20 protein-coding genes are annotated in these 18,921 nt (G+C 27.4%); 2 read left to right on the top strand and 18 right to left on the bottom strand.

The window, feature by feature from the left end; all coding sequences use genetic code 11:
* Nucleotides 1-202: 202 nt before the first annotated feature.
* From ACTG48_RS09475 to ACTG48_RS09460, 4 genes are all read right to left on the bottom strand, one after another.
* The gene (locus ACTG48_RS09475; protein ID WP_021384537.1) at nucleotides 203-1,372 is read right to left on the bottom strand and encodes a CD0519/CD1768 family membrane protein; all 1,170 of its coding nucleotides are present in this window, start codon (nucleotides 1,370-1,372) and stop codon (nucleotides 203-205) included.
* Between the two features lie 383 nt (nucleotides 1,373-1,755).
* On the bottom strand, nucleotides 1,756-2,772 hold the full coding sequence (gene gap, locus ACTG48_RS09470; RefSeq protein WP_021384519.1) for a type I glyceraldehyde-3-phosphate dehydrogenase: 1,017 nt from the start codon (nucleotides 2,770-2,772) through the stop codon (nucleotides 1,756-1,758).
* A 436-nt stretch (nucleotides 2,773-3,208) separates the two neighbouring features.
* On the bottom strand, nucleotides 3,209-3,817 hold the full coding sequence (locus ACTG48_RS09465; protein ID WP_044213383.1) for an NUDIX hydrolase: 609 nt from the start codon (nucleotides 3,815-3,817) through the stop codon (nucleotides 3,209-3,211).
* Between the two features lie 77 nt (nucleotides 3,818-3,894).
* Nucleotides 3,895-4,596 carry a B3/B4 domain-containing protein gene (locus ACTG48_RS09460; protein ID WP_021384539.1) on the bottom strand — a complete coding sequence of 234 codons (702 nt, stop codon included), beginning with the start codon at nucleotides 4,594-4,596 and terminating at the stop codon, nucleotides 3,895-3,897.
* A gap of 225 nt (nucleotides 4,597-4,821) precedes the next feature.
* On the opposite strand from ACTG48_RS09460, the gene ACTG48_RS09455 reads away from it, so the two are divergent.
* Nucleotides 4,822-5,088 (top strand): DUF1294 domain-containing protein, encoded by a 267-nt coding sequence (locus tag ACTG48_RS09455; RefSeq protein WP_021384565.1) that lies wholly within the window; start codon nucleotides 4,822-4,824, stop codon nucleotides 5,086-5,088.
* 101 nt (nucleotides 5,089-5,189) lie between these two features.
* On the opposite strand, the gene ACTG48_RS09450 is transcribed toward ACTG48_RS09455, so the two are convergent.
* From ACTG48_RS09450 to ACTG48_RS09390, 13 genes are all read right to left on the bottom strand, one after another.
* Entirely contained in the window at nucleotides 5,190-5,609 is a 420-nt protein-coding gene (locus tag ACTG48_RS09450) for a YjdF family protein (protein ID WP_021384509.1), read from the bottom strand.
* 168 nt (nucleotides 5,610-5,777) lie between these two features.
* Nucleotides 5,778-6,560 (bottom strand): PhzF family phenazine biosynthesis protein, encoded by a 783-nt coding sequence (locus ACTG48_RS09445; protein WP_021384550.1) that lies wholly within the window; start codon nucleotides 6,558-6,560, stop codon nucleotides 5,778-5,780.
* A 31-nt stretch (nucleotides 6,561-6,591) separates the two neighbouring features.
* Nucleotides 6,592-7,353 (bottom strand): EFR1 family ferrodoxin, encoded by a 762-nt coding sequence (locus ACTG48_RS09440; protein ID WP_021384567.1) that lies wholly within the window; start codon nucleotides 7,351-7,353, stop codon nucleotides 6,592-6,594.
* Nucleotides 7,354-7,921: 568 nt separating this feature from the next.
* The gene (locus ACTG48_RS09435; RefSeq protein ID WP_021384568.1) at nucleotides 7,922-9,148 is read right to left on the bottom strand and encodes an RtcB family protein; all 1,227 of its coding nucleotides are present in this window, start codon (nucleotides 9,146-9,148) and stop codon (nucleotides 7,922-7,924) included.
* 249 nt (nucleotides 9,149-9,397) lie between these two features.
* Nucleotides 9,398-10,228: a class I SAM-dependent methyltransferase gene (locus ACTG48_RS09430; protein ID WP_044213380.1), complete on the bottom strand. Its 831-nt coding sequence runs from the start codon at nucleotides 10,226-10,228 to the stop codon at nucleotides 9,398-9,400.
* A gap of 353 nt (nucleotides 10,229-10,581) precedes the next feature.
* Nucleotides 10,582-11,484 carry an SPL family radical SAM protein gene (locus ACTG48_RS09425; protein ID WP_021384524.1) on the bottom strand — a complete coding sequence of 301 codons (903 nt, stop codon included), beginning with the start codon at nucleotides 11,482-11,484 and terminating at the stop codon, nucleotides 10,582-10,584.
* A gap of 36 nt (nucleotides 11,485-11,520) precedes the next feature.
* A complete protein-coding gene (locus ACTG48_RS09420; RefSeq protein WP_021384510.1) occupies nucleotides 11,521-11,982 on the bottom strand; it encodes a pyrimidine dimer DNA glycosylase/endonuclease V in 462 nt (153 codons plus the stop codon).
* Between the two features lie 51 nt (nucleotides 11,983-12,033).
* A complete protein-coding gene (gene def / locus ACTG48_RS09415; RefSeq protein WP_021384513.1) occupies nucleotides 12,034-12,489 on the bottom strand; it encodes a peptide deformylase in 456 nt (151 codons plus the stop codon).
* Nucleotides 12,470-12,724, bottom strand: a complete 255-nt coding sequence (locus ACTG48_RS09410) for a helix-turn-helix transcriptional regulator (RefSeq protein WP_021384505.1) — start codon at nucleotides 12,722-12,724, stop codon at nucleotides 12,470-12,472. The genes def and ACTG48_RS09410 overlap by 20 nt, the downstream gene beginning before the upstream one ends.
* Nucleotides 12,725-12,820: 96 nt before the next feature.
* Nucleotides 12,821-13,537: an ABC transporter permease gene (locus ACTG48_RS09405; protein ID WP_021384553.1), complete on the bottom strand. Its 717-nt coding sequence runs from the start codon at nucleotides 13,535-13,537 to the stop codon at nucleotides 12,821-12,823.
* Nucleotides 13,534-14,217, bottom strand: coding sequence for a fluoroquinolone export ABC transporter permease subunit (locus tag ACTG48_RS09400; RefSeq protein ID WP_021384546.1), 684 nt, complete (start codon nucleotides 14,215-14,217; stop codon nucleotides 13,534-13,536). The genes ACTG48_RS09405 and ACTG48_RS09400 overlap by 4 nt, the downstream gene beginning before the upstream one ends.
* Entirely contained in the window at nucleotides 14,214-15,059 is an 846-nt protein-coding gene (locus tag ACTG48_RS09395) for an ABC transporter ATP-binding protein (protein ID WP_021384544.1), read from the bottom strand. The genes ACTG48_RS09400 and ACTG48_RS09395 overlap by 4 nt, the downstream gene beginning before the upstream one ends.
* A gap of 113 nt (nucleotides 15,060-15,172) precedes the next feature.
* Nucleotides 15,173-15,763: a TetR/AcrR family transcriptional regulator gene (locus ACTG48_RS09390; protein ID WP_479918672.1), complete on the bottom strand. Its 591-nt coding sequence runs from the start codon at nucleotides 15,761-15,763 to the stop codon at nucleotides 15,173-15,175.
* 277 nt (nucleotides 15,764-16,040) lie between these two features.
* On the opposite strand from ACTG48_RS09390, the gene ACTG48_RS09385 reads away from it, so the two are divergent.
* The gene (locus ACTG48_RS09385) at nucleotides 16,041-16,274 is read left to right on the top strand and encodes a hypothetical protein (protein ID WP_021384535.1); all 234 of its coding nucleotides are present in this window, start codon (nucleotides 16,041-16,043) and stop codon (nucleotides 16,272-16,274) included.
* Between the two features lie 214 nt (nucleotides 16,275-16,488).
* Here the strand turns inward: ACTG48_RS09385 and ACTG48_RS09380 are convergent, their stop codons facing one another.
* Entirely contained in the window at nucleotides 16,489-18,876 is a 2,388-nt protein-coding gene (locus tag ACTG48_RS09380; RefSeq protein ID WP_479918671.1) for a cell wall-binding cysteine protease Cwp13, read from the bottom strand.
* Nucleotides 18,877-18,921 lie beyond the last annotated feature (45 nt).

Raw genomic sequence — 18,921 nt, 5'->3', positions numbered from 1 at the left:
ATAGTTAGTGTACTAAATTTTGTCATAAATTTCTACAGATTTTTGTTACTTTTTACATAAATATAACTTAACTCTAATATAGACTTAACATTTATATATTATAAATTATCTTCATTCATCAAAAATGGTTGCCAGTGTACAAGCCTTCTTGTACACTGGCAACCATTTTTTTGTATATTATCTTTTGTTTAATTAATTATATTTATCCTACGAGCATGAATATAAAGTGGGCAGCAGCTCCTGCACATAAACCACCTATTGTATGAGAAAGAATCGCTTTACCTGCTAACTGTCTAGCATTTAATGCATCCATCATACCAATGTGTGTACTTAAGTATCCACTCCAACACATACCCATAGCTGTAAATACTGCTATATCATTAGGAGTTATAGCACCTGATTTTATAAATTCTGGAACTAAAGACATTGCTGCTCCAACAGCTCCCAATGAAGTTATAGGGAAAGCTATTGCTTCTGGTGATGTAAATCCGAATAATGGCTCTAATATAAATCCAAGTTTATCTCCAATAACTGGAAGTAATTTTATTCCTTCGTATGCAGCTCCTGTATAAACCTCTTGACCTGTAACAGGGTCTGTAGATGGTCCAAAAGTTAGCAACATGACTAATGTACATACTACTAGGACACCTGGTATTATAGCCATTCCCATATCTACTCCCATTTTACCACCCTCAAGAATTGCATCTAAAGCTCTTTGGAACACATTTCCTTCTCTGATTTCTCTAAACTCAGCTTTTTTCTCTAATGTTCCTGCTGCTTTATCTTCCTCTGGATTGTATTTATAAAACTTCTTAGTAAATGTCAACATTATTCTAACACTTATTACACTACCTATGACTGCACCTAGATTACCAATTAACGCTGGAAGTACATATTCTGTACCTTGAGAAATCATAAATGTTGTTAAGATAAGTCCCATACCAAAAGCTGTTCCTAAATTACATAATGCTGGAACTTGGTATTTTTTAAAGTACTGTGTGAATGTTTTATCTTTAGCAAAAGGTATAATAGCTGGATTATCTGATAAATAAGTTGTTATAGCTCCTGCTATACTAGCACCAGGCAACCCATATAAAGGCTTCATAAATATAGCGAAAATTTTATTAATTAATGCTATTACCCCAAACTCTGAAAGTAGCGCGCTTAATGCACCTGCAAGAACTGCCATAGCCATAATTAAGAAAACTGTCTCTAATAGTAAAGCATGTGCTGTACTCATTATTACTTTGAACATCATTCCTGCTCCCATAATACTACCAACATACCCAAAACCAACTACTAGTAATATTAAGAAAACAAAAGTTTCCATGCTTACTGCCTTAACCTGTCTCCTGTCTGTTAACTTCTCCATTTTGAATCATCCCTTCTTTTTCTTTTGTTGTAAAGTTTAACAAAACCTTTTCTCTTTTTAATTATACTTATAAATATTACTGTTTGCAACTTTATTTGTCATTTTTTTATCATGATTAAAATGAAAATCAGTATTTTAATAATAAAAATTTTTCAGATTTATGCAAGTTTTCGACATCTTATCCTTCATTTTAGAAAAAGTATGATTCCTTACTAATTATACACAAGTTACTCTAACGACCTAATATCCACCTATAAGTTGTAACTTGTATCTTTTACAGGAAACAAAAAAGATTATGAAAAAATTTTTCCTTCAATATTTTTCATAATCTTTTTTCTTAGTTTTATAGAATTTTTTTCAAATTTTTTTCAAAAAGTTATGTATTATTGTAATTTTTCAGCTATATATTTTACTAAATCAACTGTTCTTGATGAATATCCCCATTCATTATCATACCATGAAACTACTTTAACCATATTATCTTCTATAGCCATTGTGGATAGAGCATCTATAATAGACGACCTAGAATCTCCTCTAAAGTCTATAGAAACAAGTGGCTTGTCACAATATCCTAAAACTCCTTTTAATTCTCCTTCAGCAGCATCTTTTAATGCAGAATTTACTTCTTCAACTGTAACGTTTTCTTTAAGTTCGCACACTAAATCAACAAGTGAAACTGTTGGTGTTGGCACTCTAAGTGAAAAACCATTTAATTTTCCTTCTAATTGTGGTAATACTCTTGACACAGCTTTTGCTGCTCCTGTAGTGGTAGGTATTATAGATTCAGCCGCCGCTCTTGCTCTTCTCAAGTCTTTATGGCTCTTATCTAATATTCTTTGATCGTTAGTATATGAATGTACTGTAGTCATTAGACCTTTTACTATACCAAATTTTTCGTCCAATACTTTAGCAAATGGTGCTAGACAATTTGTAGTACAAGATGCATTTGAAATTATATTGTGTTTTTCATTATCATATTGTTCTTCATTAACTCCGATAACTATAGTTATATCTTCATTTTTTCCTGGAGCTGTTATAATTACTTTTTTTGCTCCTGCTTTAATATGTTTTTCTGCCTTTTCTCTTTGTGTAAATAACCCTGTTGATTCTATTACTATATCAACCCCAAGTTCCTTCCATGGTAATTCTTCTGGGTCATTATATCTTAATATTTTTATTTCTTTAGAATTTACTACTAAAGTATCTTCATCTTTTGCTTCTACTTCACCTCTAAAAGTTCCATAGCATGAATCATATGTAAATAAATGTGCCAAAGACTCTGTTGTTGCTCTTGCGTTTATGGCTACAATTTCTATATTATCTCCTAATTCTTCTTGAGCTATTCTTAATACAGCTCTTCCTATTCTTCCAAATCCGTTCATTCCTACCTTAATTTTCATTATGAAATGTCTCCCTCCATTACTATGTTTTTACATGATTATTGTACACTAAATAAATCATTTGTTCAATACTTTTTCTTGATTAAATAATTAAATTCTATGTTTTTTTATTATCAAAAGAGAATTAGTGTATCATTTTTATCTATTTTAACACTCATTTAGTATATACTTTTTATCATGCGAGACCTGAAGTCATTTATTTTACTCAATGTCCCTTGGGACATATTTCGCCATCTTTTTTTTGAATTTTTAAACTATACTTATTCCTAAAATATACTATATTAGATACTCTTTTTTAATTTAAAATAATAAAAAACAGATAAATTATTATTTAGTCCAAAAATATATAAACTTTTAAACTTTAATACAAAAAAAGAGATTATAATTTCTATAACTAAAATAAACTTTAATTATATTTATAATCTCTTTTCTATAACTATTCAAATAATTTAGTTCCTAAACTTACAAACATTTGTAAAATTAAAAATGCTTTTGTATCTATCTTATGATTGCTCTGTAAAATCTCTTTTGCTTCTTCCTGTGAAACTAAAAGCGCCTCAATCTCTTCATCTGGTTCTAAAAATTCATCTGTTATATCACCATCACATATACAATAGACAAATGCAACAGATTCATCACTCATTCCAGGTGATAAATATACCTTATCACTACTCTTATTCTTTTGAATTTCTAAAAGGGCAAGTCCTGTTTCTTCTCTAAGTTCTCTTTCAACAGAAATATCTATAGATTCGCCCTCATCAACAAGTCCTGCTGGTAATTCATATATATAGTCATTTATAGGTACTCTAAATTGTTTTATTAAAATCAGTTTTTTACTACTTTTATGAAGTGCAACTATTACAACTGCATCTGCAGTATCTTCTTCATTCTTTAAATAGATACGTTCTAGCTCTTCATTACTTTTTCTTGATGCTACCATCCAGACCTTATCTTCGTTCAACTTATTCTTATACTCAATTTCAAAAAGTCCTATAAACTTACTTTCAATCAAGGGATTTACATTCTTTATTATAGTTTTTTTCAAATTTACTACGACCTCTCTTTTTTAATACATTAAGTAAATATAAATATAATACCTTAACAAATATTTAATTTATATTATTATATTTCCATCTCTGGATTATCTTTATCTACAAAACCTATTTTAATCTCACAATCAAAAATTTCTTTTAACAACTTAGCTAATTCTTCTCTTGCAGCCATTACTTTATCTAAATTAGCATCAGTAAAACCATCTATAGGGAAAAATATATTTTTTGAACTATTAGTTATTTTTCCTTCCTCTCCTTGTCTCCATATCCATCTTCTAGTTTTTACCATATCTCCAACAGAATAAATTAATTCTCCTTCTTCCATTAATTCAACATCATTTTCTCCAAATGGAACAAATTTATCCCCTTTTTTTGAAAATCTAACATACACATCATCATTTCTAAAGTCCATATCATGAGCACCCATTGGAAGTAAATATTTTAAAGAAATAGAATTTCCTAAATCTACAATAGGATTTATATGAGGAAGTTTCTTATTCTTAGCAACTCTTGTTGTCATTGCTTCTATTGAACTCATAAATTTGTTTGGGTTCATTCCCAAGCTTCTAAAGGCTTCTCTATATGGTATGATTTCTTCTGATTCTTTCACTTTTTTATCTTTAAAGTAATCTTCTACTCTATCTATACTTATATCTAAAAGATTACTTATTCTTTCAATTTCTTTAGTATTATCTATCCCTTTTGCTACTACTACCCCAAAACATACATTTTCTAATTTATCAAAGACTTCTTTTTCTACTATAAATTTCATTTTGTCTTATCCTCCTGTTATTTACATTATTTTCTAAGTAAATTTTATCACTTTATGTCTTATAAATATACCCCCTATTTATCAATTGTTTAAGTTTTTTAAATTTTCCAATTAATGTTATATTTACTCTTCCCAAATAGCTTATATATACTAATTACAAATTTAGCTTTTAAAAACAGGACTCTTACTTTATAATGTATAATATATTTTTATGGAGGTTAGATTATGAAAAATTTTATTTTGATATATTTTATGGTTATTAATTTTATTGCTTTCTTTTCAATGTATGTAGATAAAAAAAGAGCAATTAAAAATGAATGGAGAATAAAAGAAGCCACTCTTATTTCTATGGCGGTAATTGGAGGCAGTATAGGTTCTATAACTGGTATGTATTCTTTTAGACATAAAACTAAGCATATTAAATTTACGCTTGGTATACCATTTATAATATTTCTACAATTATTATTAATATATTTTTGTATTTTAAAGTAATTGGAATACAAAATTTTATTTTTCCAATAAATTAAGGTGTATGAAACTTTTGATTTCATACACCTTTTTCTAGCAATTCATAAAAATACATATAATTAAAATTAATGGCCTTTATGTTTGGCTTTTCTCTTTTCTTGTTTCAAATTAAAAAGTCTTTCTTTTTCTTCTTCTTTCCTATCTTTAGCTAGAATTTTTTTATCCTGCTTTCTTTCTTCATATTGAAGCTTAAGAGCATTTTGAGCCTTAGTCCCTATGGTTTCTTTTTCTTGTTCTTTTTTTACTATTCTCTGCATTCTTTTGTATCCAATTTTGTCATTGTTTACATTCTTTTCTAACTTAATACTACCAAAATCTAACGAGAAAAATCTTTCAAGTATAAATTCATATACTTCTACCTCTTTAGGCTCTGCTCCAAAAACTACTCTACATGCTTCATATTTTTTACCATCTTGTCTTTCAAATACACCTATCCAAAATGGTTCTTCAAATAAGACTGTCAATTTTCCACTAATCTTTTCCATTGCTAGTTCCTCCTATTTAGTTACTTTCTAAAAGAACGGACAACCAAGGAGGCAGGTTACTGACAGCAATTGCTGCGTCTGGACTACCAACCAGACTGTGTTTTTATCTTTATAAATTAAATATTATATTTTTTAATGGTACTTGTCAACATTGGTATCAATTAATCTCTAAATATCAATCTTTATTGTTCCATGCATAAACAAAACTGCTTCACCAGAAATTTTTACAGTATTATCCTCTAATAATTCACACTGAATTATACCACCACGATTAGACAGCTGTTTTGCAATCATTTTGCTTTTCCCCAATTTTTTAGCCCAATATGGAATAAGATTACAATGAGATGAACCAGTAACAGGGTCTTCTGAGTCCAATTCTGGACAAAAATATCTTGATACAAAATCTACTTTACTTCCTTGTGCTGTAACTATTACACCTAACCAATCTGTTAATTTACGTAACTTTGCATAATTAGGTGTATAATTTATAACTTCTTGTTCATTACTTAATAACAAAATTAAATCCCTTGAAGAGTAAATAGCACTTGGTATGCAACTTATCAAATCAATTTGTTGAGGTGATAATTCTATTTCAGTAGGCATTAGTTCTGGAAATATCATTTCGTATAGATTCCCATTTCGTGTAACTTCAAGATTTCCACTTTGAGTAAAAAAATTTATCTTTTTAACATTGATATCAATAAAATTTGAAATTACATAAGCTGCTGCCAAAGTTGCATGACCACACAAATCAATTTCTGCTTTAGGAGTAAACCATCTTAATCCATAACCTTCCTTATTTTTAACTATAAAAGCCGTTTCTGGAAGATTATTTTCTTCTGCTATTTTTTGCATTAACTCCAATGGCAATTTCTTATCAAGAACACAAACTCCAGCAGGATTTCCTTTAAATAATTTACTTGTAAACGCATCAACTATATAATAATCCATTCCTTATCCTCTCTTTCTAATTTAAATTTTCTTATATGTATTTCTCCAGATTACTCTGTTCAACAACCATTTTACCTAATAATGTGATTGCTTGTTTAGGGCAATTATTTATACAACGATAACACATTGTACATTGCCCATTGGAAACAATACTATCATTTTTAATTACTAAATTATTCATTGGACATAAACCAATACATTTACCACATACAATACATTCGTCAGCATTTATTTTTAGTTTGTCTGTATATAGATTCGTTTTGTTAATAAAGTATAGTCTTTGTCCAAATAATCCTACAATATGACAAAAAAAACCTAACCCATCTTTTGGTGGTATCCCAGATTTCAATTTTTTAATAGATTTATTTATTTTCTTTTCTGCTTTTATTACTAGGTTTCTATTGTACTCTAAAGAATGTTTTAGTATCTTTTCATCTCCGATACTATCTGGCATTTTTAAGTGTAATCCCCCAATAGTAGTAGCACCATATTTTTTAAGCATCCTAGATAACACTCCACAGCCATCTCCACTGAATAAAGCCATGGTTGCAATAATAAAAATACGTTTACCATTCCACAAATTTGAATGACTAATTATAAAATCTTTCAGTATTTTAGGTACATTACTATATTGTACAGGATAACCAAAAACAATATCTTCGTGATTGTGGATGTGTTTTAAAAGTTCGCTATCTTCAATAGAGTAAGAATTTGCTGTTGTATCATATTCTTGTAAAAATTTTTCTACACAATATCTTGAATTTCCTGTTCCACTAAAATATATTCCTATCATCAATCTTCTCCTATAACTAAGATTATATAGCTTTATTCTTAAAAGTTTCACTCTTTAATTTGCAATTTTATCATCTAAATTAAGCAATTAATTTAGATGATAAAACGCTTTATTTTATTTATCTTAATACAATATTCTAGATATGCTATTAAATCATCTTTTGAAGAAAAGTGCCAATATAATTCTTTTGATAGTGCTTTTCTACGATAATTCTAATGATTTTTCTCTAAACCACATTGTAATAGTAATGATTGTTGCAAACATTTCAGTTACAATCTTAATACCTAATGTCATAAATGAAATATTATCATTAACTAAAACATTATTTCCAATACTTTTATTGATTCTCGATTAAATAAATGAATTGTTTTAAAAATAGACTATATAATATCCCATTGTTTATCAATTGTCAAGTTTTCCATAAAAAATATTTGAAAATTTATTTGTATTATTAAATAAAGTCTTATTATTAATTATTAATAAAAAAGGAGCACTATTTTTATAGTACTCCTTATATCCAATCTTCCTATACATTAACTTTTATATATTATTTTAATCTTAAGTATTATTAATTTGATTTAAAATTATAAATAGGTTTCAATATATTAATTATGTTAACTGTATCTCTTATATTTTCTACAATCTCATCAATTGGTTTGTATGCTTGAGGTGCTTCATCAATAGTCTTAATATTTACACTTGTTGTAAATATATTTTTCATAGACTCTTCATAATCTTTCATATTTATACTTCTTTTTGCATCGCCTCTTGAAAGTATGCGTCCTGCACCATGAGGTGCAGAATTAACCCAATCTAAATTTCCTTTGCCTACTCCCAAAATAACACCATCTCTCATGTTTATAGGAATTAATAATTTTCTACCTTCATATGCTGCGATAGCTCCTTTTCTCAATATCTTATTTTCAATTTCTATATAATTATGTATAGTTTGAAAATATTCTAAATCATTAAATTTAAGACCTATGCACTCTTCAATTATCCTTTTAGCCATTGTATATCTATTTAATTCGGCATATTTTTGTATAATATCCATATCATGAAGATAATCCTCCATTAATTTTCCTTCTAAGTAACATAAATCTTTTGGTATTTTAGGGGTAAAGTTATGTTCTTTTTTAAGCTTTATCAATGTATCTTGAATCTCATCTTCTCTATTTTCCTTTTTATATTTTTCTATAAGTTTTTTGCTATCTTCTTCAAAGTCATTGTTAGCTCTTATATAATAATCATAAGCTTTTTTTTGATAACATTTTGCTACTCTATTTCCAAGATTTCTACTACCTGAGTGTATTATTAAATATTTATTTTTTTCATCATCTTCATCTAATTCAATGAAATGATTTCCTCCTCCAAGACTTCCAATTGCTCTGTTATACTCCTCAGTTGCTTTTCCTATATCTTTTAAACAGTATAATGATTCTATCTCTTTTTTATAATTTGCTTTACTATATTTATTTATATTAAATCCATGAGGTATTTTCTCTCTTATAAAATCATCTATTTTTTTTAAATCTAAATTAATTTTGCCTAGATTTACACACAAAACGCCACAACCTATATCAACTCCAACAAGGTTTGGAACAACTTTATCTTGTATTGTCATGACAGTTCCTATTACACAACCAGAACCTGCATGGCAATCTGGCATTATTCTTATCTTAGAATTCGTTGTAAACTCCTGATTACATAATTCTATTATCTGACTTATAGTTGTACTATCTACATTGTCTGTAAATATTTTTGCTTTATTACACTTCCCTTGAACCTCTAACATCAATATCACATCCTTTTTAGCTATTTTAAGCTATATGTTACTTTTAATAGCATTAATTGTTTTAAAAGATATCTAAATAAACTTTATATAGAAATAACAATCTAAATATTAACTCTTACTTTTGTATAAGTAAATTTATAATGTATTAAAAGTAACATAAAAATTCCTATTTTTCAATATGTGTGCTTTTCTTATGGTATTTTATTATTATCGGTTTCAAGTTTTTATTTATTCATTCAGAAATATCTATTATTTTTGTAAAACCAATCCCATAGTCATACTGTCATCAGAATACACTTCACCTTTGACATTACTAAAAAATTCAACAGATTTAAATCCAATATCTTGAATTTCTAATAAGAAACTTTCTTTTGAAAAATAGTGATTCCAAATATAAAATACATTTTCATGTTTTTCTGTTATCACAAGAGTTTGCTCGAGTGTATTATAATCACTGTATTTACAATTATCTTGTATACACATATATCTTTCACTACTCCAAAATCCCCCATCTTCATTTATTTCCCAACTCTTAATCTCTTCAAAATCATTGTATTTATTTATTGTAAATACATCTAATATCAGTTTTCCTCCAGGTTTTAAACTTTTATAAATTTTCTCCATTAGCAATCTTCTGTCTTCAGTTGATAAAGCTCCATAATCACAATAAATTAAAGTAGCTAAATCAAATTCTTCATTGTAATTCATACTTAAATAACTTTGAAATAAATAGTTTATATTTAAATTTGTTTCTTTATTTCTATTTTGTGCATATTTAATAGAACGTTTTGAGAAATCAATTCCAGTTACCTTATAGCCTTTTTGTGCAAATCTCTCTGCATATAATCCTGGACCACATCCTAAATCAATTAATTTAGGATACTCTTCTGGACTTGCAACTGTAACTATCCAATTTACAGAATCCTCAATAAAGTTAAAATTTCTACTTGCTCCTTCAAAGTCAACATCTAAATGAGCTTTTAATAATTGCTTTGAAATATACTCGTCATTCCAAAAATTAATTTCACTTCTTTTGTAAAGCTCTGGTCTTTCTAAATACATACATAATTTGTTTAACAAAACATACCACTCCTTAAAATTTTTATTTTTAAAATAAAAAAACCACAGAGTTTACTCTGTGGTTTAACTTCAAAAAGATGAGTTTAAATAAGAGTAAAATAGAACCAAATATTTTTAAGCACAACAATAAAACTGTAGTTTCACTTTGTTTGCTTATTAAATTTGATTTTATTCACTCTTTTCCAGAAATACTTATATCAACGATTTTATAATATCAAGTATCTCCGAACAACATCATCCTTTCATATTTTTATTTTATGAATTAATTATATATTTAATATTTATATATGTCAATAAAATTTAATTTAAATAGTTTACAATCATTTCACTAAAAATATTTTTTATATCTAAAATTAATCAAAAAAAGATAACTGTACATCTCGTGAGTTTTTTAATTTTTCATTCATTACCTTAGAATAACTGCTTGATAAAGAATACTTGTTTCTAAGTTCATTGACCATTTTATACAGTTGATTTTTATACTCTCTATTAGCTGACCCCGTACTATATAGTGTTGATAATTTATTAAATAATTCAGGAAACTCTTTTTTAACAAAATCAAAAAAGATACCTCTAGTTAGACCTCTTAAGTACAAGGTACCAGGCAAAACGTAATGTACATTACATTCTTTTGCATGTGTAAATAAAGAATTTATATTATCAAAATCATCTGTAATATACGGTATAATTGGCATAATATGCAATCCAATTGATGCGTTAGTTTTTCTAAACTCTTTTAACATATTAAATCGTCTCATTGAATCTACACCATTTGGCTCTATAAGTTTTTGTATATCTTTATTTACGGTTGTGATTGTAGATGCTATATTTATGTATGTAATCCTAGACAATTTATCAATCAAATCATAATCTCTCAAGATTAAATCCGATTTTGTTGAAATAATAGCTGGTGTCTTATACTTTATTAATAGATTTAATATTTCTGGCATAATTTTATAATCTTCTTCTATTGGTTGATAACTATCTGTAACACCACCTATATTAATTACTTCTCTATTCCACTTACTGCTTCTAAGTTGTTTCTCAAGTTTTTCTACTATATTCGTTTTCACATAAATCTCTTCAAAGTAATTATTAGAATTAATATATTTATGAGAATAAATAGCATAACAGTATTTACATCCATGCTCACATCCTCGATAAATATTTAAATCCCATTTATAGGGCATACTTCTTTTTAATTTATTACAAGCTATTTCACAATTTATTGGAATATATTTCACCTTGTTATACAAATAATCACCTCTTTATATACAATAATATCACAATAATTAAGGTAGGTAATTTCCAGACCATAGTTTATAATCTTCACCGTATTTATAAAGTAATATATTCCATTCATTCATTGGTATTCCTCCACAGGTTGCTTTTTCTTCTAAATTATATAAACACTGTTTTAAATATATTTTATTATGCCAAGAATTATATAGATTTTCTAAATTTAAACTATGTACCTTAGATACATCATTTGAAAAATTGTTATTTTCCCATTTTAATATGCTAATATATTTAAGTTCATTAGGTTTATAATTTCTCTTTAACATTTCATCATGTATAACTTTTGTATAAAACTTAAATTCATCTATACTATAATTCAACACCTTATTAACTAATAGATGATTTGGTGTACCTTTTTTATCTATAGAACCTTTTATAGCAAGTAGTTCTCTCCATTGACTTACTAATTGATTTTTAGGTAATACATCAATTAAATCCTTATGCCATAATCTCATAATTTAACTCCTTACTATAAAATATTTTCTAAGTTTAATCCTAAACCTATATTATAATTTTACACGTTCAATAATTTTATCTGTAAAAACTATACCATTTAAATGGTCTATCTCATGACAAAGGCATTTTGCCATGAAACCTGAACCTTTAATTTCTATTTTTTCTCCATACTCGTTTAAAGCTTGTACTATAACTTTTTTGGGTCTTTTTAATTTTCCCCATATTTCAGGAAAACTTAAACACCCTTCAACAACAATTTGTTCTCCTTCTTCTTTAACAATTTCCGGATTAACAAGCTTAATAAGACCATCTCCTAAATCTATAACAACTAGTCGTTTTAATACTCCTACTTGGCATCCAGCTAATCCTCCACCATTTGGTGTGTTATACATAGTCTCTGCCATGTCATTTAATATCTCTCTTATTTTATTATCTACATTTTCTACATACTTACTCTTTTTTCTTAAAATTTCATCATCAAAAGTTCTAATCTCTCTTAGAGCCATAATGTTCCCCCCTACTTATCTGTGCCCTTGATTTTCTTTCACTTTCTTCAAATAAAAATACACTTTCAATTGGCTCATTAAAAACGTTTGAAATATCATATGCCAACCATATTGAAGGTTCGTTTTTACCAGTTTCTATAGCATTTATCGCCTGCCTAGATGTTCCAACTAATATACCTAGTTGCTCTTGTGTTAAACCTAATCTTTCTCTTAATATCTTTATTTTATTTTTCATACATACTCCATTCATGTAATGTTAACCTTACATTTCAAATGTAACATTTTTTAATCTCACTGTCAAGTTAACCTTACATTCATTCAATAAATTGTCTTATTTAATTATTTTTTTACTAAATTTTTTAAATAGCAGAAAAATCCATACTAATGATATAAAAATTGAAATAAACACATATATATAATTATTCTCTTTAAACGCTTTTGACAACCAAAATGTTGGCAAGAAAAATAGAATATATTGAACTCTATTTAAAATAAAAAATGGTGCTAAAATACCCATTATAAAAACACCTGATAATTTAGTAATAGCCATTCCTTCCAATTTATTTGAAGATAAAGAAATCACCAACATTGATATGATGATTCCTTGTAATAAAGATATTAAAGAAATTGATAAGTTTGACAAGAAAGAAATTTTAGTTAAAGAAAAAAACATTAGTAAAACTACTGTAATAATAAATGCTAAAATAGCTGGTATTCCAAGTCGTGAAATAAGATAACCAGTTTTACCAAGTGGAGTTACTATTAAATACCTTGAAATATTGTCATCAATTTCTCCTAGTATGACCATTATAGAAGCAAAAGAGAACATAAATGGTGTAATAAAACCCATAAGTAAATCAAACATTAAGAAATATGGCTTCAAATTTAATTGATAATAAAATTTATCAAACAATATATCCTGTATTAATGGTATTCCGAAACTTATAAGCGCTACACATAGTATTGGAGAAACACATACCACAAAAAGCATAGCATCTCTTTTAATTTGCTCAAACTCTTGTTTGAAAGCATTCATAATTTTTGTCATAATTTTACTCCACCTACCTTTTTCCAACTACTGCGAACAAAATAATAAGTTACAAAATAAGTTATTATTAGCATTAATATTAAAATAAAAATGTTAATTATTATAAAACTTTTATCCCCACTAATAAGAGAAATACATATATTAAAAGGATAGAAATCTACATATGTTTTTGTATCAATAAGTACATTTAGTATTGGTGGAATAAAACATATAATCTCAATAGGAATAGTTAAAACAATAAACTTATTTAAGCTAGATGCTTTACTAGCAACGATTAATCCAATCAAAGAAAATATAACGGAAGAAAAAAAAGTTCCTATAATCGATATTATAATATTATCTAAATTTACTGATATAGCAATAAACATAGCTACAATACTAGATATTATTCCTAGTGAAATCACCTTTGATAAAATATATTCTGACACTTTTACTGGAGATACAGCCAAAGAATTTAAAACGCGTTGACTTTTCTCAAGGAGTACAATAGCTCCCATAAAAAACAATCCCATTGCTGCTGGGTCAGAATAAATCATAATTATAGCTATTTTTTCTCTCATAAAAGTAGGAAATACATTGATAACACAGATATATATAAGACTTAAAATGATGTATAAAAAATAAAAACCATATTTAAATTGAAACTTTACATCTCCTAAGATAAGATTTTTTAGTCTCATTGTAAATTCCTCCCTGTTATATCAATAAAAATATCATTTAATGTTGGTTCACTACTATGTATTGATAAAAGTTTATTTTTTTCAATAAGCATATTCAACTTTTTATCATTACTAGTATTATTTAGAAAACATTCAGAAGTTTTTTCTCCATTATCAAAATAAGTATATTTTATTTTTATAGCTCCTTTTGACATAATAAGATTATGTGGTGTATCTAGTGCAGATATTCTTCCATTTACAATAAAAGCTACCCTATCACAAAGCTCCGTTGCATCTAACATGTTATGAGTTGTTAAGATAATGGTTTTACCCTTAGATTTTTCTGATAAAATTATATCTTTCATAACTTTACTATTTGATGGGTCAAGACCACTTGTTGGTTCATCTAAAAATAAAATATCTGGATTATGTAATAAAGCTTTTATAAAATTTAGTCTAGATTTCATGCCTTTTGAATACTCAGATATCTTTTTATTTGCTTCATTTTCTAAACCTACTGATTTTAATAACTCATCAATAGATAGTAATTTTTTTGAATATAAAGAACCAAAATATTTTAGATTTTCTATTGCAGTCAATTTTTCATACAAACTTGGAAATTCAAAATCAACACCTATGTTTTCATAAAATTTATTTGAACATTTTTTACTTTCTATTCCATTAACAAGTACACTCCCCTTGTAATTAGTTATCATACCAATTAGAATCTTTTGTAATGTTGATTTTCCTGACCCAGATGGACCTAAGAATCCTAGTATTTCTCCTTTTCCTACTTTGAAATTAATATTTTGTAAAAAATCTCTATCTGTATAACTAAATGATAAATTATCAACTTTAATCATTTTATATCATCCTTTCTACTTTTTGACTATTTTAATTATATGGTCAATAAAATACAATTTTTTTGTTTGCTAATTATTCTTTACAAAAATAATTAGCAAACAAAAGTTAAACTCTACTCCATAAGTTGTATAACTAACCCATGTATCATCAATCTTAGAGCATCTTCAAAACAATCACTTCCAACTTCTCGTTTATATAACATAGTAAGAAAAACTGCCCTAAAAGCTCCACTAAAGCTTTCTATATCTTTATTTTTTGAATTTGGTATATAAGATATAATCTCTCCAAGCTCAAAATCATCGTGTTTGAAATGTTCTTCTATTATAGAATCTGGTAACTTTCGCATTAATATTTCAAGTTCTCCATTTACCATAATATTTAAAATTGTAGTTCTATCTACCAGTCTATAAAATTTCATAAATATGTCTGTCAATTGCTCACATGTAATGTTTTCATCTATTCTCTCTATTTCGTACACAATCTGTTTCTGTATAGAATCATGTATATCTCTAAGTACCTCAAAAAAGAGCAATTCTTTTGATTGAAAAAATAAATAAAAAGTTCCTTTTGGAATTTTTACTCGTCTTACAAGCTCATCAACAGTAGTCTTTCTGATACCATATTGCTCCATACATAAACGTGCTTCTTCTTTAAGCCTTTTTATTATATACTCTCTTTCTTTATCAGAATATGATTTAGGCATCTTTTCTCCTCCATTTTGACTAAAATACTTTATACAGTCAATATAGTACTTTTTTTATTACCTGTCAATAGCTTTATTGATATACTTGAAAATCTTCGAAGATTCTGAATTTTTTATAGCCTTTTTTATTATATAGTGTTATAATATAAGTATAAATAATATATTATTCTAATTTTCATATCTATTTGCTTATTTTTTAACTTAGTTTCTAATAGAAGTAATCATATTCATCTTTTTAAAAATTTCATTTTTAATAAAAAATAAAGGAGTTGATTTCATGACTACTACTACAAAGAACCGTTTTCAAGATTATGTTCAAGAAAACTTAAATAAATATGTTGAAGTACATTCTTATTTTAGCAGTTGTCCTCTATATGGTGAAATTATAGAAGCAGACAGCTTATCAATTACACTTTGCTCAAGATATATAGACGAATCTAATCCAACTTTAAATGAAACTTACACATTATATTTACCATTAAGCTCAATAATATCTATTAGAACACTATAAAAAGTTAATTGTATATGGGTTATTTATATATAAAATGTAAGATTTTCTGTATAAAATAACCCTTTTTATTTGTGCTTTAAACATATAATGTACAAATTTAAAGCTGAAAATAAAATTTTCTAATTATTGATTCTTTTATTCATCAATAATTTAAAATAATTATTTTCAGCTCTTGTTAATAAAAATTACTAATACATATTAATATTTAAGTATCTTATTTAGCACTCTTTAATTTTACTAGCTCTTTAAATGCATTTTGATTTGCTCCACCACCAACTTGAGTTACTTTTTCTAAAGTCTTATTTTTAAGAACTTCTTTTTGGCTGTCAGCTAATTTATCACCAACTAAAATTACTGGTGAACCAGTTTTAGCTCCTAGAGGACCAACTGCCAAACCATCTATTAAATCATTTTGGCTCTTAATTCCATTTTTAACTACAAATGCATTTTTTAAAGTATCTTTTTTATAAAAATTATCTATTATTTTTGAATTAGTTTCATCTCTACTACTACCAGATAATCTAGTTGGATTTTTCAATTTACTCTCTAGATTGCTTGATAAAGATACTGTTCCTCCAATAATATAAGATTTATCTATATTTAATGAATTTAAAAATTCATCTGCTCCCTGCAATTCGCTTTTTTCATTTGCAAGTATAATTGGTATATTGTTTTCTGCAGCAGCAGCACCTACACTAATGGCATCAGCTAATCCCTTTACTCCATTTACAACTGCTATTTGAGAAACACTTTTTATACTATTTAATTTTTGAGCTAATAATAAGCTTGTCTTGTATCTATCACTTCCTGATATTCTCTCTGTTGATATATTTAAATTTTTCAATTGCTGTTCAGTTTCTTTACTTATAGAATTTTCTCCACCTATTAAGTATACTTTCTTAACACCTAATCTTTGTATCTCAGCCTTAGTCTTTGAATTCAAAGCTTCTTTTTGTGTTAATAGTATTGGTGAATTGATAGCAGATGTAAAAGGAGTTGCTGCCAATGCATCCACTATTGAACCTCCATTTACTAAAACCACATTTTCTGAAGAATTGAAACCATTTTGACTAACTTTGATGGCAGTTTCATATCTATCACTACCAATTAAAGACTCATTTGGTATACTCTCGCCAGAAGACTTTTCTGTAACAGCTTTTATAGTAAAATTACATGGATAGAAGTTGCTATCTCTATTTATATCAAAGAATTTTCCACTACTATCTATAACATAACTTTCACCTAAATTAGCTTTTGCTTTAAATGTATCATATCCTGGTACATTTGATTCAGAACCTATAGTTGACTCTCCATTTTTTGCCTCTATGCTAACTACAATTGCTCCCTTTCCTGCTGGTATATCAAAAGAATCAATTGGAACTGTTATGTATCCTGAATATTGGGCAGTACCTTCTTTTAATTTTTTCATATTATTTTCTTGAGGTATACCATTTACTACTGGAGCATAATATACTTCATATTTTGCGCCTATACTTTCAGTTAGAAACATTACAGATTTTAGAGTTTCATCACCTCTATTAAAATCAAATACATTTGCAGCTGTTATCTTATTTGAAATTAAAGGAACAATACTTGCATAGTCATGTTGATACATTTTCTCATCATCATTTGGTTTTTGACCACCTTTGATTGAAAAGTTGTCTATATCAGACATAAGTGTTTTATCTTCATAAGATATCCAGAAATATCCATCCTCAGAATTGTAATCTCCCCAACTATTTTTTATTAGCCAAGCACCATTTTTTGAGGGTTTAATGTTTGCATTAAAATTGTCTTTAGAATAGTTATCATCCCAACCTACAATTGAAATAGCATGATTAGTATTAAAGCTTTTCGTTGGGCAATAATATGAATTTTGATTTTCACTTTGATATTTAATATCTTCATAGTAACCAGATGTTACTGCTCCATACTGTAATATAGCATTTTTTGTAGAATTCATATCATTACTTACACACACGGCATCTGTCACATTAAAAACAGTTGGTGCTGTATTCATATTAGTTGGTTTTGTGGCTCCTTGTGCTTTAGACACTTTACCATTGTATGGAATGTCTTTTTCCAATTTAGGACCTGACCAAGATGTTAAATACCCCATAGCTTCATAATTTAAAGCACCATCCATATCATTTACAGTCCATCCATATTCACCCTCTGAAGCCCACCATCTTAGGTGTTCTTCTGATAAATCGTAATCTCCATAGTTATTTAACTTCAAGAAACTCTCTAAAGTTGCCATTGCAGCGAAATCCCAACATATTCCTAGATTCTCTTGATTTTTTACTGATGTCATAAGCCCTAATTTTCTAGGGTCATAAGATGCTGGAGCTGTTCTTCCTTTACTTCGGATTTGAGTACCTTCCAGTTGATATGGGTTTGGTATAATACCATTATATTTTTCTGTACGTCCATTTTTAGCATCTTTTAGATATTGTTTATAGGTTTCACTGTATTCTGCTTTTTTTATCTGATTCAATGTATTACTACTGTCAGCTGATACAGGAATTGTTGACATTACTAAAATAGATATTAAAAATAGTGCAACAAATCTTGCTGCTTTTTTTGAAGCAAATTTTTTCACGCTTTCTCCCCCTTACTTCGAGTTAATTTTAAAAACTTTAATGTT

Source organism: Clostridioides sp. LIBA-6822, from assembly GCF_056688955.1.
This window is presented reverse-complemented; position numbering and strand designations above follow the sequence as displayed.